Consider the following 14,580-nt stretch of genomic DNA (forward strand, 5'->3'; position numbering starts at 1 on the left):
ACCAACTGCTTGATCAACGAACCCAGATCATCACTCGACCCACGCGAATCACGCTGCAACGTCGACAACGTCTGCGCACCCATGTCGAACTTCATGTCGAACCCGCCTCCCCCGGTGAGGTCTGTCTGTCATGTCCGTACGGTCATGTCCGCACGGTCACGTCCGTACTGTCGCGTCTGTGCGTGTCACGACTGTACGCATCTCCATCTGTAGCAAGTCCCCGATTGCCGATGCAATCGCGAAGCGGCTGTAGTTACAGGGGTGGCACAAACGGACGGCCAAGTCACCGTGCATACCGGGGTATTGGGGACGAAAGGTCAGTGGGCGAGGGCCGCTGCGGTCGCGGTCGGGCCTTCGCGGCAGATCAGCAGGAGGGCCCGGTCGTCGTTGACGTCCTTGGCCACCGCCTCGATCAGGTGCCAGGCGGCGCCCTGGAAACCGCCGGCGACATAGCGGTCGGCCTCGCCGGTGAGGCGGTCGATGCCCTCGACGATGTCGCGGTCGGAGGTCTCCACCAGGCCGTCGGTGAACAGCATCAGGACGTCACCGGGGCGCAGGGATCCCTTGACGGGGTCGAACTGGGCGCCCTCGTACACGCCGAGCAGCGGGCCCTCGGCGGCCTTCTCCTCCCAGCGGCCGCTGCCCGCGCTGAGCTGGAGGCCCGGCGGATGGCCCGCGGAGTAGAGCTCGTAGTCGCCGGAGTCGAGGTCGAGGACGAGGTGGATGGAGGTCGCGAAACCCTCGTCCCAGTCCTGGCGGAGGAGGTAGCCGTTCGCCGCCGGGAGGAAGGCGTGCGGGGGCAGGGACCCGAGGAGGCCGCCGAAGGCGCCGGAGAGCAGGAGCGCGCGCGAGCCCGCGTCCATGCCCTTGCCGGAGACGTCCGTGAGGACGACCTCCATGGTGCGGCCGCCGTTGGTGCGGGCCGCGACGACGAAGTCACCTGAGAAGGACTGGCCGCCCGCCGGGCGCAGGGCCATCTCGCGGTGCCAGCCCGGTGGCAGCTTCGGCAGCTTGCTCTGCACGCGGATGCGCTCGCGCAGGTCGAACAGCATGGTGCCGCCGCGTCTCCAGGGCACGCCGACCCGGCTGCGGAACTGGGCGATGAGCAGTCCGAAGAAACCGCATGCGGCGACGACCAGGACCACGCCCGGGGTGACCCGGGAGGGGCCCTGCGTGTAGGGGCCGAGCTGGACGGACTCCACGATCAGGGCGGTGGCCGCCGCCGCGTACAGGCCCAGCAGGCTGGACGGGCGCAGCAGCAGGCCGCCGGCGACGATCGGCAGGACCAGGGCGGCCGGGGAGCACCACACCGAGTTGGCGAGGGTGGTGGCGGCGATCAGCGGGACGGTGAGCAGCAGAAAGGCCAGCGCGATCCAGTCGGAGCCGTCGCCGCGGAAGTAGTCGACGGCGCTTCGGCGCAGGCCGGTGCGGACCCGGTGCAGGAGATGCTTCAACCGGGCCGTCAACGTCTCGGCTTCCGCGCGCCGCTGTCGTCCTTCTGCCATTAGTTCGGGACCCTATCCATCCAACCCACCGCTTGGCACGGGAGGTCCCACTTGTCCCCCGTCCGAGGTTCAACTTCACAGTGAACTTCACGGAAAGCGCTCACGTGGCCCGGAGGGAGAAATTCCCTGGCTCGTCCCGCATTGGCCTGCTAGGCATGGATCCATGACGACTGGGGCGACGACGACCGGGCCGACGGGCCGCGCGACCTCTTCCGCGGCCGCCGCGGCCGAGCTGCGGGTGCTGCGACAGGACGACTGGGACAGGTGGTACGACACCCTGCTGCGCGCCTTCGGCGGGGTCCCGGAGTCGGCCGAGGAGCGCGAGATGTGGTCGCGGCTCCTCCCGTACGAGCGCTCGGTGGGGGCGTGGGACGGGGAGGAGCTGGTGGGTACGGCGGGGGCGTTCGGCTTCCGGCTGACCGTGCCGGGCGGGGCCTCGGTTCCGGCGGCGGGCGTGACGATGGTGGGGGTGAGCGCCACGCACCGGCGGCGCGGGGTGCTGACGTCCATGATGCGGCGGCAGTTGGACGACGTACGGACCTGGGGCGAGCCGCTGGCCGTCCTGACCGCGTCGGAGCCGGTGATCTACGGCCGGTTCGGCTACGCGGCGGCGTCCTTCGGCCTGCACGCCGAGATCGACACCAGCCGGGTACGGCTGTCCGTCCCGGCCGGCACGGACGGCGTACGGCTGCGGTACGTCGATCCGCGCGCCGGGCTGGACGTGTGCGAGGCGGTGTACGCGCGGACGGTGGCCCGGCGGCCGGGGACCCTGGCCCGGCGGCCGGGCTGGGAGCGGCTGGGGGTGCTGGAGGCGGAGGCCGCGCAGGACGGGGCGTCGCCCTTGCAGTGCGTGCTCGCCGAGCGGGACGGGGAGGTGACCGGGTACGCCCGCTACCGGGTGCGGCCCGAGTACACGGACGCCGGGCACAACGGGCAGGTACTGCTGCAGGACCTGGCGGGGCTCGACCCGGTGTCGGAGGCGGCGCTGTGGCGGTTCCTGTTCGGGATCGATCTGACGACCTCGGTGAAGGTGCGGGGGCGGCCGCTGGACGAGGCGTGGCAGTACCAGGTGTCCGACATCCGGCGGTGCGGGCTGAAGGTGCGGGACTCGCTGTACGTGCGGCTGGTGGACGTGGGCGCGGCGCTGGAGGCGCGGACGTACCAGGCGCCGGTGGATGTGGTGCTGGAGGTGGAGGACGTCTTCTGCCCGTGGAACGCGGGGCGTTGGCGGCTGTCCGGCGGTCCGAAGGGCGCGGTGTGCGAGCGTACGGCGGACGCGGCCGACCTGGCACTGTCGGTACGGGAGTTGGGGGCGGCGTACCTGGGCGGGGTGAGCCTGGCGGCGCTCGGTGCGGCCGGCCGGGTGGACGAGCTGCGGCAGGGTGCGCTGGCGGAGGCGGCCGTGGGCTTCGGGTCACCGGTGGCGCCCTGGCTGCCGCACGGCTTCTAGATCGTGGGCAAGCGTCAGTTCTTCTGGCAGGTGGGGCACCAGAAGAGGTTGCGGGCGGCGAGGCCGGCGGTGCGGATCTCGTCGCCGCACAGGTGGCAGGGCTGCCGGGTGCGGCGGTAGACGTACACCTCGCCGCCGTGGTCGTCGACGCGCGGCGGGCGGCCCATCGCCTCGGGCGTGTGTTCGGGGCGGACGGTGTCGATGCGGTTGTTGCGGACGCCTTCGCGCATGAGGGCGACGAGGTCGGCCCAGATCGCGTCCCACTCGGTGGGGGTGATGTCCCGGCCCGGGCGGTACGGGTCGATGTGGTGCCGGAAGAGGACCTCGGCGCGGTAGACGTTGCCGACGCCGGCGATGACCTTCTGGTCCATGAGGAGGGCGGCGATCGTCGTACGGCTGCGGGAGACGCGGGCGTAGGCGGCCCGGGGGTCGGCGTCGGCGCGCAGGGGGTCGGGGCCGAGCCGGGCGTGTATCGCCTGCTTCTCGGTGTCCGTGATGAGGGCGCAGGTCGTCGGGCCGCGCAGGTCGACGTAGGCGGTGCTGTGGGCCAGGCGGAGGCGGACGGTGTCCGTGGGCGGGGGCGCGGGGGCGTCTCCGAAGGCGACCTTGCCGAAGAGGCCGAGGTGGATGTGGACCCACTCGCCGTCGCGGAAGCCCAGGAAGAGGTGCTTGCCGTGGGCCTCGGTGCGGGTGAGTCCGGCGCCGTCCAGGAGTGCGGCGGCGTCGGAGAACTTGCCCTGGGGACTGGTGACACGGGGCGCCGTGCCGGAGAAGCGGTCGGCGTAGTCCAGCGCCAGCCGGTGGATCGTGTGCCCCTCTGGCACGGCTCCTGTTCCTTTCCAGCCCCCGCCGTCGGCCCCCGGCCGCGGCGGGAAACGGTGCCTCAGTCCTGCTGCGGGTGGTGCGCCGGGATCGCGGGGAGGTCGCCGGTCGTCTCGTAGTCGGCCAGCATGTCGATCCGCCGGATGTGGCGCTCGTCACCCGAGAACGGGGTGTTCAGGAAGGTCTCGACGAACTTCGTCGCCTCTTCCGTGGAGTGCATGCGGGCGCCGACGGCGACGACGTTGGCGTCGTTGTGCTGGCGGCCGAGGGATGCGGTCTCCTCGCTCCAGGCCAGGGCCGCACGGACGCCCTTCACCTTGTTCGCGGCGATCTGCTCACCGTTGCCGGAGCCGCCGATGACGACGCCGAGGGCGTCCTTGTCGGCGGCCGTCCGCTCGGCGGCGCGGAGGCAGAAGGGCGGGTAGTCGTCCTGGGCGTCGTAGATGTGGGGGCCGCAGTCGACCGGGTCGTGGCCCGCCGCCCTGAGCCATTCGACGAGGTGGTTCTTGAGTTCGAAGCCGGCATGGTCCGAGCCGAGATACACGCGCATGGGATGAGTGTGACATGTGGGTTGCGGGGTAGCAGCGCCGGGTGCGAGCGCCGAAAACACCCGGCGACACCATGGAAGCTCAGGAAAACCTCAAGTAACGATCCGGAATCAGAGGTTCACGAATCCGTTCGCCTCCGTTTCACTGGTCCGGCCTGTTACATGGCACCCCCAGCGGCGCAAAGGAAATCCATCCCCATGACTTCGCAGCCGACCCTTCCGAAGGCCGACCGCGGCCCCGGAGGCCCCGGAGATCCCGGTTCCGGCCTTCAGGCAGGGCTCAAGAACCGGCATCTGTCGATGATCGCCATCGGCGGCGTCATCGGCGCCGGACTGTTCGTCGGATCCAGCTCCGGCATCGCCACCGCCGGGCCCGGCATCCTCCTCTCGTACGCCCTCGTCGGCACGCTCGTGGTGCTGGTGATGCGGATGCTCGGGGAGATGTCCGCGGCCAACCCGACCTCCGGCTCGTTCTCCGCCCACGCCGACCGGGCGCTCGGCCGCTGGGCCGGCTTCTCCATCGGCTGGCTGTACTGGTTCTTCTGGGTCGTGGTGCTGGCCGTCGAGGCCACCGCCGGCGCCAAGATCCTCGAAGGGTGGATCCCCGCCGTACCGCAGTGGGGGTGGGCGCTCATCGTGATGGTGGTGCTGACCGCCACCAACCTGGTCTCCGTCGGCTCCTACGGCGAGTTCGAGTTCTGGTTCGCCGGGATCAAGGTCGTGGCGATCGGCGCGTTCATCGTCGTCGGCGGTCTCGCCGTGTTCGGCGTGCTGCCGGGCGTCGACAGCGACAAGGCGGGACTGGACAACCTCACCGGGCACGGCGGCTTCCTGCCCAACGGCCCCGGCGCCATCCTCACCGGCGTGCTGCTCGTCGTGTTCTCCTTCATGGGCAGCGAGATCGCGACTCTCGCGGCCGGTGAGTCCGAGGACCCGCAGCGGGCCGTGACCAAGTCCACCAACAGCATCATCTGGCGGATCGGCGTCTTCTACCTCGGCTCGATCTTCGTCGTCGTCACGCTGCTGCCCTGGGACGACAAGGCCATCGCCGACAAGGGCTCCTACGTCGCCGCCCTCGACTCCCTCGGCATCGCGCACGCCGGTCAGATCATGAACTTCATCGTGCTGACCTCGGTGCTGTCCTGTCTCAACTCCGGCCTCTACACGGCCTCCCGCATGGCGTTCTCGCTCGGTGCGCGGGGCGACGCGCCGAAGTCGTTCGCGCGGGTCAACGGCCGGGGCGTGCCGCGGACGGCGATCCTCGCCTCGGTGGTGTTCGGCTTCGTCGCCGTCTTCTTCAACTACCTGTCCCCGGACACGATCTTCCTCTTCCTCGTCAACTCCAGCGGCGCGGTGGCCCTGTTCGTGTGGCTGGTCATCTGCTTCTCGCAGCTGCGCATGCGCCGGATCATCCAGCGCGAGGCGCCGGAGAAGCTGGTCGTGCGGATGTGGCTGTACCCGTACCTGACCTGGGCGACGGCCGCGCTGATCGTGTTCGTGCTCGGCTACATGCTGACCGACACCGAGGGCGAGAGCAGCGGTCGTACGACCGTGCTGCTGTCGGTGCTGGTGGCCGCGGCGGTCGTCGCCATCGCCTTCGTGAAGGAGAAGGTGGCGAAGGACCGGGCGAGGGACGGCGCGCAGGACGGCGCGCAGGACGGGTCCGAGGCGCTCACAGCACGGTAAAGCTCTCCTTCACCTCGTCGTACGTCCTCAGGGCATCCGCCTCCACTTCCGGCTGGTACCAGGTGTTGATCTGGTACGACTTCCCCGCTTGGTCGAAGCCGAGCAGCCGGGCGTGCCAGCGGATGCCCTGAAGACTGAAGGCGTACTCCCAGACGACCGCCGGGCGGCCCCGGAACGTCGTCCTCTCCAGGCGGATCTTGCGGTAGTCGCGGCCCTGGTGGGCGTTCTGCTCGGAGGTCCGCCAGGTGTCCATCAGGTCGCCGCGGGCCAGGGAGGACTTGGCGACGAGTTCCTGGGTGCCGTCGGGGGCGGTGTAGTGCACCTCCGCGCCCGTCTTCACGTCCCGGCGCCAGCCGGTGGGCGTCGCCCAGGCGAAGCCCCCGGCCTCCTGGTGCGCGCCCGGCGGCAGGCTGGGCGGGCGGGACGTCCCCTCGACGGTGGGCGAGGGGCTGCCGCTGGCGGACGGGACCGAGGACCGCGACGGGGACGGCGTCGGCTTCGGCTTCGGCGTCGGCGAGGAGCCGCCGGCCGCCCGGCCACCGTCCTCGCCCGAGCCGGGGGCCACGGCCAGCACGACCGCGACGACGATCCCGACGGCGGCGGCACCGACACCGGCCACGATCCGGCCCCTCCGGCCCACCCGGCGGCGGGAGGGGACCGCGGGGCCGGGAAGTCCACCGCCCGGGGGGACGGCCGCGGGACGGGGCTGGAAGAGGGGAACCGGAGCCGGCCCCCGCTCGGTCGGCACCTGCGCCGGACCGAAGGAACCGGCCCCGGACCGAGCAGGGGAGCCACCGGAGCCACCGCCGGAGGCACCCGCCCCGTCGGCGGAGAACCCCGGCCCGTCGGCGGAGACACCCGGCCTGACACCAAGCCCTGGCCCGCCACCGGCGGCATCAGGCCCGCCGCCGGAGACACCCGCCCCGGCACCAGACACACCCGGCCCGCCGACGTGGGCCCCTGGGCCGCCGGAGGACGCACCAGGCCAGCCACCAGGGACACCCGCCCCGTCGGCGGAGACACCTGGCCCGCCGCCCGAGGCACCCGTACCGCCGGAGGAGACGTCCGACCCGGCACCCGGCTCCTCGGATGAAGGGGCCGGGCGGGTGAGGGGGATGCCGGGGTGGGTGGGGGTTCGCAGGGGGCGCGTCGGGAAGGCCACGGGGTGGAGGGCGGACTCCAGGTCGGACAGGGAGGCCCGGACCGCAGGTTCCTTCGCCAGGAGGCTCTGCAGGATCCCGGTCAACGGGCCCGCTCCGGCGGGGAGTCGGGGTTCTTCGTAGAGGACGGCGTGCAGGGTGGCCAGAGTGGTGTCGCGGGAGAAGGGGGAGTGGCCGGCGAGGGCCGCGCAGAGGGTCGCGCCGAGGGACCAGACGTCGGACGGCGGCCCCTGCGGGCGGCCGGAGATGCGCTCGGGGGCCATGTAGTCGGGCGAACCGACCAGCATGCCGACCATGGTCAGCGCCTTGGCGTCCTGGATCGCGGCGATCCCGAAGTCCGTGAGGACGACCCGCCCGCCGCGCTCCACCAGCACGTTCCCCGGCTTGATGTCCCGGTGCAGGACGCCCCCCGCGTGCACCTGCCGCAGCGCCTCCACCAGCGCGAGGCCGATCCTGGCCGTCTCGCCCGGCCCCAGCGGGCCCTCCTCGGCCACGACCTGTTCCAGGGAGCGGCCGGGCACCAGCTCCATGACGATCCACAGGCGTTCGCCCTCGTCGACGACGTCGTAGACGCGCACCACGTTGGGGTGGTCGATGCGGGCGGTGGCCCTGGCCTCGCGCAGGGTGCGTTCGCGGCGGGTGCGGCCGTCCTCGGGGCCGAGGCCGTCGATGCGCATCTCCTTCACCGCGACCTGCCGGTCGAGTATGTCGTCGGTGGCCCGCCACACCCGCCCCATTCCTCCCTGGCCGATACTCTCGACCAGCCGGTAGCGCCCCGTCACCAGCAGACCCGGAACACCGCCGCTCACTGAATTCCCCGGCAATTCACTGCACCCCCTCCAATTCCCGGCCCTACCAATTCATGCCGTACCAGCATAGTGCGGAGAAATCTTGTGGTACCTCTTCAAGTACTGCGAATTCAGGCGCAGCAAAGGGGGGCGAACATGAGTTCTCGTCATGCGGCGGCCATCGCCGGATCACTGGTCGCGGCATCTTTCTCGGCGGTGCTGCTCCTTTCCCTCCCGGCCGGTGCGGACGACACCGGGCCGGGGAGCGCCGAGGGAGGAAAGGTGGTGGAAGAGGCGCCGGCCGGGGTGAAGCTCACCACGCTGCTGCCGGAGAGGATCTCGGTCGACAACGCGTCGGAGAAAACGGCGATCACCGCCACGGTGAAGAACGAGGGGACGGAGGACAGCGGAAAGATCAGGACCCTGGTCGTCGGATTCGACGGCCTGACGGTGAAAAACGTCGAGGGGTGCACCGCCCTCGCGAAGAAGGACCTTCCGGAAGGTTCGAACAGCGGTTTCTCCTGCCCCATCGGCAATCTCGCGGCGGGGGCGTCGAAGTCCTACGCCGTCGACGCGACATTCGATCTGAGCAAGACCGGGAAGATCTGTCTGCCCGTCCAGACCGGGGACGGGAAGAAGACGTTCTGGCAGCAGGGCCCGGTGCCGTTCGGTACGGCGAACCCGTCGCCGAACGCCCCGGCCACCCCGCTGCTCCTCGGCACCGACAACTCGCCCGCCGCGCCCAGCGGCGACGAGCTGCCCCGGACGGGCGTCGGGCGGGACCTGCTGCCGCTCGGCGCGACCGGGGTGTCCCTGCTCGTGGCGGGGACGGCCGGGCTGTGGTGGGCCCGGCGGCGGCCGGAGAGCTGACCGGCGCGGAGCGTGCGGCCCGCCGCCGTCGTCGCCGCCGACGTGTCCGGTGCCGTGCGGTACGCGGCCGCCCGGGGCTGCCCTTACGGGTCCAGGCCACCGGACACGGGCTGCCCGGTGCGCCGGGGCCGCGGGGGCGGCGGTACGTGCTGTCGGTGCGGGTGGCGTACACCGGGGACGACGGGGACGCGCCGGTCGCGCCGGTCGCGCCCCTGCGGCGGCTCGGGCCGGTGCTCGCCGACTCGTTGCGGGAGATGCCGTACGCCGAGAACCACACCATCCGCAGCGATCCGGACTTCCCGCACGTCTGCTACGGAGAGGCCGCCGTGCTGAGCGGGCTGGACGCCGGGCGGGGCGGCCGGCTGCTCGGGCTCACCGGGCCGGACGCCGGGGCGATGTGCGTCGTGCAGGTCGGTCGCCTGGGCGGGTCGCCGGGGAGAGCCTCCGAACGCGGTGCCGTACCGCGAAGGGCGTCTTCCGGTGCGGCTGTTGACCGTGGGCGGGCCGGAGAGGGCGCGGGCGCTGCTCGCCCCGGCCTTCGAGGTGCTCGCCCCGCACACCCTCGGGCGGTCCGCCGGCTTCGCCTTCGGGGCCGGTGACCTGGCCGACGGGCTCTTCGACCCGGAGACGCGGAAGAGGCTCGCCGAGGTCAGGTCGCGGTACGACCCGGCGAGCCTCTTCCGGCACGACCAGGAGCGGTTCTAGCGGTCGGCGAACTTCCATGCGGTCGGCAGCAGGCCCATCGCCAGGGCCGCCTTGATCGCGTCGCCGATCAGGAACGGGGTGAGACCGACCGCGATCGCGGTGGAGAAGGGGAGGTCGGCCGCGTAGGCCAGGTACGGGACGCCGACGGCGTAGATGATCGCCTCGCCGATCAGCATCGCGCCCGCGGTGCGCCACACGCTGCGGTCCGCGCCGCGGCGGGCCAGGGCGCCCACGGCGGCGGACGCGAGGATCATGCCGAGGATGTAGCCGAAGGAGACGGAGACGCCGGAGGAGCCGCCGGCGAACCACGGCAGCCCGGCGAGGCCGGCCAGGGCGTACACGACGAGCGCGGACACGCCGCGCCGGACACCGAGGGACGTGCCGACCAGGAGCGCGGCGAAGGTCTGGCCGGTCACCGGGACCGGGGAGCCGGGAACCGGCACCGCGATCTGGGCGGCGAGACCGGTGAGCGCGGCGCCGCCGAGCACCAGCGCGACATCACGGACGCGGGACGCGGGCAGGAGGTCGGCCAGGACCTCTCCGGGGCGGGCGCTGGCGGCGGCGGTGCTCATGGGGACTCCGCGGTGAGAAGGGCGGTTGGGGACACCGCGACGCTATCCCAGCGCCGGTGAGCCCCCCACCGTCAGCGCTCGACAAAGAGGGTGACGGAAGGTTGGTGGGCTCCACACAAAGGATGCCGGTTACACCGGCCGGGGCGTGACAACGATCACTGAGGTGAAGAGGTTTCACTCACCTGGCATCACCTCGGCGGATTGTGAACTCTCACCAAAGGAATCCTAGCGCTCTGGTCGGATTCACCTTCCCTGCCCTACTCTTCCAGCCATGGTTGCCCAGGCCCGGAACTTCACGTCGCGTCGCTATGTCGACCTGCGACGCCAGGGCACGGCCACCTGTCGCCGCCCGGTCTGAGGCGCGGCTGTGACGCGCCTCGGCTTCCGAGACGTGTCGGCCCCGTTCCCGAGGACGGTCAACCATGCCCCGTACCGCGGCACCCCCTGTTCGCAAGTCCCCCGTCCCCCGCGTCGCCGACAGCGACCGGCGGCGCACCAGCGCCAGCGTGATCCTGCGGTCCGTGCTGGAGCACGGACCGGTCGCGCGCTCCACCATCGCCCGGCTGACCGGGCTGTCCCCGGCCGCCGTCACCGACCACTGCACCCGGCTCACCGCCCTCGGTCTGATCCGGGAGGCGGCCGCGCCCCGGCGCAGCAACGGGGCCGGCCGGCCGCACGTCCCCGTCGACCTGGACGACTCCCGGTTCGTGGTCGGCGGGGTGCACGTGGCCGTGCCGTACACGACGGTCGCCCTGCTCGATCTGCGCGGACGGGTCCTGGCGCGCCGGGAGTCGAAGCACCGCGGCACCGCACCGGGCGAGGTGCTGGCCCGGGCGGCCGACGGGCTGGCGGCGCTGCTCGCCGAGGCGGCGGGCAGCCGGCCGCTGGGCGTCGGGTTCGCCGCCGGGGGCTGGGTGGACCGGGACTCCGGGACCGTCGTCGAGCATCCGCTCCTCGGCTGGCGTGAGGTGCCGGTGCGCGAACTCCTCGAGGGGCGCACCGGGCTGCCGGTCCATGTGGACGGGCACGCGCGGGCGCTGGTCAACGCGGAGCGCCTGTTCGGGCGGGTGCGCGGCAGCCGCAGCGTGCTGCACCTGTTCGTGGGGAACGTGGTCGACGCGGCGTTCGCCACCCACGGCGAGGTGCACCACGGCCCCCGGTCCCAGGCGGGGGCGGTCGCGCATCTGCCGCTGGCCGGCGGCACCGAGCCGTGCGCCTGCGGGCGGATCGGCTGCCTCCAGGCCGAGTTGAGCGAGCGGACGCTGTGCCGGCGGGCCCGCGAGGCGGGGCTCATTGACGGGACGAACCCGATGCACGTGGTCGCCGCGGCGGACGCCGGGCATCCGGTGGCCGTCCGGCTGCTGCGGGAACGGGCCCGGATGACGGGACGGGCGGCGGGGCTGCTGCTCGACATCCTCAACCCCGAATCCGTCGTCGTCACCGAGGTGGGCGTGCTCCACCGGGAGGACTGCCTCACCGCGCTGCGCGACGAGGTCGGGGCGGAGCGGGCGGGGTGCGTCGTGCCGACCGGGTTCGCGGACTCCGTGCTGGCCGTGGCGGGCGGGGCGGTGGCCCTGGACGTGCTCTACCGGGATCCGCTCACCGCGTCGCCCCAGCGGAATTAATTCAGAAACTCCGAATGTTGACAGGCCCCGCACGAGAACAGGACCATCGTTCCATGAGCTGTCGCACTCTCTGTTGCTGACGCCCCGGTGCGCCGGGAGCGCGCCCTTCTCTCCGTCTTTTCAGACGCGGTCTCTCCACGCGTGAATTCCCTTTGACGGGCCCTGCCGGGCCCGGGATTCCGCCTGCATTCGTCACTGCTTTCCCCTGAGGGGTTCTCCCATGCCTTCGACCCATGACCGTCGGACGTTTCTCGCCTCGCTGCTCGGTGCCGCCGCCGGTGTCGCCGGTCTGAGCGGCTGCGCCGAGAGCAGCGCCGCCGCCGGTGGCAGGGGCGCCTCCACGGCTCCGCTCGCCACCGAGGTGCCCGCCGGCACCAGCCTGAAGATCGCCTCGTACCAGAACACCCAGCAGTTGCAGTTCAAGCTGGCGAAGCTGCCCAAGTTGCCTTTCACGGTGTCGAGCTGGGTGAACATCGGGGCCGGCCCCGATGTCATCAACGCCTTCCGGGCGAAATCCCTGGACCTCGCGAACAACGCCGGCATTCCGCCGATCCAGGCGCATTACCAGGGTTACGACGCGAAGATCGTCGCGATCAACGTCACCCGCAAACCGAACTATCTCTTCGCCACCAAGCCCGGCAGCGACATCCGCACGGTCGAGGGCTTCAAGGGCAGGAAGCTCGCCTTCTCGCAGGGCCAGGCGCAGGGTGTCGTCCTGCTGCGGGCGCTGAAGCAGGCCGGCCTGACGTACGACGACGTGAAGCTCGTCCCGCTGACCAGCAACCAGTTCCTCACCGCCCTGCAGTCCGGCCAGGTCGACATCGCCCCGCTCGCCAACAGCCAGGCCCCCGCCTATCTGCAGCAGTACGGGTCCAGGGGCGCCCGCGTCATCACCACCGACGTCGTCGACCTGCTGAACCTGCTGTGGGCGCCGGCGACCGTGCTGAACGACAAGGCGAAGGCGGCCGCGGTCGCCGCGTACATCCCGCAGTGGGCCAGGGGCCAGGTGTGGCAGTACGAGCACCCCGACGTCTGGAACGAGGAGTTCTACGTCAAGACGCAGAACCTGACCCTCGCCCAGGCCCGCGCGGTCTCCGAGCTCGCCAACAAGCCGCTGTACCCGCCGAGCTGGGACGAGGCCGTCGCCTGGGAGCAGGAGACCGCGGACCTGCTCGCGGAGGGCGGTTTCGTGAAGGAGTTCGACGTCTCCTCCCTCTTCGACCACCGCTTCGAGGCCATCGCCGCGCAGTCCGTGCCCGCCGAGTACCGGAGTTGATCCCGTCATGACCACCACCGTGCCGGTCACGGCCGCCCCCGTGGCCGTGGCCGCCGAGCAGCCGCGCAGGCGCCGTCGCAGCCTCGCGCCCGGCAAACGCGTCCCCGCCGCCCGTCTGGCCGGCCCCCTCGTCCTGCTCTCCCTGTGGGCGGCCGCCTCCGCCGCCGGCCGGCTCGACCCCGGCGCGGTCCCGGCGCCGTGGACGGTGCTGAGGACCGGCGTCCGCCTGTGGTCCGACGGGACCCTGCCCACCGACGTCCTCACCTCCCTCGAACGCGCCGGGTACGGCTTCGCGATCGGCCTGACCGCCGGCGTGGTGCTCGCCCTCGCGTCCGGGCTCAGCCGGGCCGGGGAGGCGCTGATCGACGGAACCGTGCAGCTCAACCGGGCGATCCCGGTCCTCGGTCTGATTCCGCTGTTCATCCTGTGGCTGGGCATAGGCGAGACCTTCAAGATCGCGATCATCGCCATCGTCGTCTACATCCCGATCTACCTGAACACGCATGCCGCGCTGTCCGGCATCGACCACCGGTTCGTCGAACTCGCCGAGGTGCAGGGCCTGTCGAGGGTCCGGTTCATCCGCCAGATCGTGATCCCCGGCGCGCTGCCCGGATTCTTCGTGGGACTCCGGCTCGGCGTCACAGGGTCCTGGCTCGGCCTGGTCGTCCTGGAGCAGATCAACGCCACCAGCGGCCTCGGCTACATGATGTTCCAGGCCCAGAACTACGGCCAGTCGGACGTCATCCTCGTCGGCCTCCTGATCTACGGCGTGTTCGGCCTGGTCTCCGACAGCGTGGTCCGTCTCATCGAACGGAGGGTGCTGTCGTGGCGCCGCACACTGAGCAACTGACCCGGCCCGCCGTGCGATTGCGCGGTCTGACCCGGTCCTTCGACGGGCGTACCGTCCTCGACGGCATCGACCTCGACATCCCCGCCGGACAGTTCGTCGCCCTGCTCGGGCACAGCGGCTCCGGCAAGTCCACCCTGCTGCGGGCGGTGGCGGGCCTGGACCACGAGGTCGCCGGGAGCGGCCGGCTGACCGCCCCGGAGCGGGTGTCGGTCGTCTTCCAGGACTCGCGGCTGCTGCCCTGGCGCCGGGTGCTGGACAACGTGCTCCTCGGGCTCGACGGCAGGCAGGCCGGGCGGCAGGGCCGCGAGGCCCTCGCCGAGGTCGGCCTGAAGGGCCGCGAGCGGGCCTGGCCCAGCGAGTTGTCCGGCGGCGAGGCGCAGCGCGCCGCGCTGGCCCGCTCACTGGTCCGGGATCCCGAACTCCTCCTGGCCGACGAGCCGTTCGGGGCGCTCGACGCGCTCACCCGGATCCGGATGCACGCCCTGCTGCGCGAGTTGTGGGAGCGCCACCGGCCCTCTGTGCTGCTCGTCACCCATGACGTGGACGAGGCGATCGTGCTCGCCGACCGGGTGCTCGTCCTCGAACACGGCCGGATCGGCCTCGATCTGACCGTCGACCGTGACGCGCGGGCGCGCGGGGAGTACCGCTCGCGGCTGCTGGCGGCGCTCGGGGTGACGGAGGACATGAGGTGACCGACTGCCGGGGGCTGCCCCCGGCCCTGCGC

13 protein-coding genes are annotated in these 14,580 nt (G+C 71.9%); 8 read left to right on the plus strand and 5 right to left on the minus strand.

Translation table 11 applies throughout. The features are described 5' to 3' along the window. Positions 1-317: 317 nt before the first annotated feature. On the minus strand, positions 318-1,505 hold the full coding sequence (locus ACFY30_RS30965) for a PP2C family protein-serine/threonine phosphatase (protein WP_390848447.1): 1,188 nt from the start codon (positions 1,503-1,505) through the stop codon (positions 318-320). 163 nt (positions 1,506-1,668) lie between these two features. On the opposite strand from ACFY30_RS30965, the gene ACFY30_RS30970 reads away from it, so the two are divergent. Beyond that, entirely contained in the window at positions 1,669-2,955 is a 1,287-nt protein-coding gene (locus ACFY30_RS30970; protein WP_390848448.1) for a GNAT family N-acetyltransferase, read from the plus strand. Positions 2,956-2,969: 14 nt separating this feature from the next. Here the strand turns inward: ACFY30_RS30970 and ACFY30_RS30975 are convergent, their stop codons facing one another. Continuing rightward, complete coding sequence (locus ACFY30_RS30975; RefSeq protein WP_390848449.1) at positions 2,970-3,779, minus strand: Fpg/Nei family DNA glycosylase; 810 nt, start codon at positions 3,777-3,779, stop codon at positions 2,970-2,972. 59 nt (positions 3,780-3,838) lie between these two features. Then, on the minus strand, positions 3,839-4,327 hold the full coding sequence (locus tag ACFY30_RS30980) for a ribose-5-phosphate isomerase (protein WP_390848450.1): 489 nt from the start codon (positions 4,325-4,327) through the stop codon (positions 3,839-3,841). Between the two features lie 195 nt (positions 4,328-4,522). Between ACFY30_RS30980 and ACFY30_RS30985 the strand changes: the two genes are divergently transcribed. Then, positions 4,523-6,010 carry an amino acid permease gene (locus ACFY30_RS30985; RefSeq protein ID WP_390848451.1) on the plus strand — a complete coding sequence of 496 codons (1,488 nt, stop codon included), beginning with the start codon at positions 4,523-4,525 and terminating at the stop codon, positions 6,008-6,010. Here ACFY30_RS30985 and ACFY30_RS30990 read toward each other — a convergent pair. Continuing rightward, positions 5,997-7,979 (minus strand): serine/threonine-protein kinase, encoded by a 1,983-nt coding sequence (locus ACFY30_RS30990; RefSeq protein WP_390848452.1) that lies wholly within the window; start codon positions 7,977-7,979, stop codon positions 5,997-5,999. The genes ACFY30_RS30985 and ACFY30_RS30990 overlap by 14 nt on opposite strands. A 135-nt stretch (positions 7,980-8,114) precedes the next feature. Between ACFY30_RS30990 and ACFY30_RS30995 the strand changes: the two genes are divergently transcribed. Beyond that, a complete protein-coding gene (locus ACFY30_RS30995) occupies positions 8,115-8,828 on the plus strand; it encodes a hypothetical protein (RefSeq protein WP_390848453.1) in 714 nt (237 codons plus the stop codon). Positions 8,829-9,308: 480 nt separating this feature from the next. Next, on the plus strand, positions 9,309-9,533 hold the full coding sequence (locus tag ACFY30_RS31000) for a BBE domain-containing protein (RefSeq protein ID WP_390848454.1): 225 nt from the start codon (positions 9,309-9,311) through the stop codon (positions 9,531-9,533). On the opposite strand, the gene ACFY30_RS31005 is transcribed toward ACFY30_RS31000, so the two are convergent. Continuing rightward, positions 9,530-10,105, minus strand: a complete 576-nt coding sequence (locus ACFY30_RS31005) for a biotin transporter BioY (protein WP_390848455.1) — start codon at positions 10,103-10,105, stop codon at positions 9,530-9,532. The genes ACFY30_RS31000 and ACFY30_RS31005 overlap by 4 nt on opposite strands. Positions 10,106-10,527: 422 nt before the next feature. On the opposite strand from ACFY30_RS31005, the gene ACFY30_RS31010 reads away from it, so the two are divergent. From ACFY30_RS31010 to ACFY30_RS31025, 4 genes are all read left to right on the plus strand, one after another. Then, positions 10,528-11,730 (plus strand): ROK family protein, encoded by a 1,203-nt coding sequence (locus tag ACFY30_RS31010; protein WP_390848456.1) that lies wholly within the window; start codon positions 10,528-10,530, stop codon positions 11,728-11,730. Between the two features lie 220 nt (positions 11,731-11,950). Beyond that, positions 11,951-13,006 (plus strand): ABC transporter substrate-binding protein, encoded by a 1,056-nt coding sequence (locus tag ACFY30_RS31015; RefSeq protein WP_390848457.1) that lies wholly within the window; start codon positions 11,951-11,953, stop codon positions 13,004-13,006. Between the two features lie 7 nt (positions 13,007-13,013). Continuing rightward, entirely contained in the window at positions 13,014-13,856 is an 843-nt protein-coding gene (locus ACFY30_RS31020; protein ID WP_390848458.1) for an ABC transporter permease, read from the plus strand. Then, positions 13,832-14,548: an ABC transporter ATP-binding protein gene (locus ACFY30_RS31025; protein WP_390848459.1), complete on the plus strand. Its 717-nt coding sequence runs from the start codon at positions 13,832-13,834 to the stop codon at positions 14,546-14,548. Before ACFY30_RS31020 ends, ACFY30_RS31025 begins: the two co-directional genes overlap by 25 nt. Positions 14,549-14,580: the final 32 nt, after the last annotated feature.

The organism is Streptomyces sp. NPDC000345 (genome assembly GCF_042898825.1).
Classification (GTDB): Bacteria; Actinomycetota; Actinomycetes; order Streptomycetales; family Streptomycetaceae; genus Streptomyces.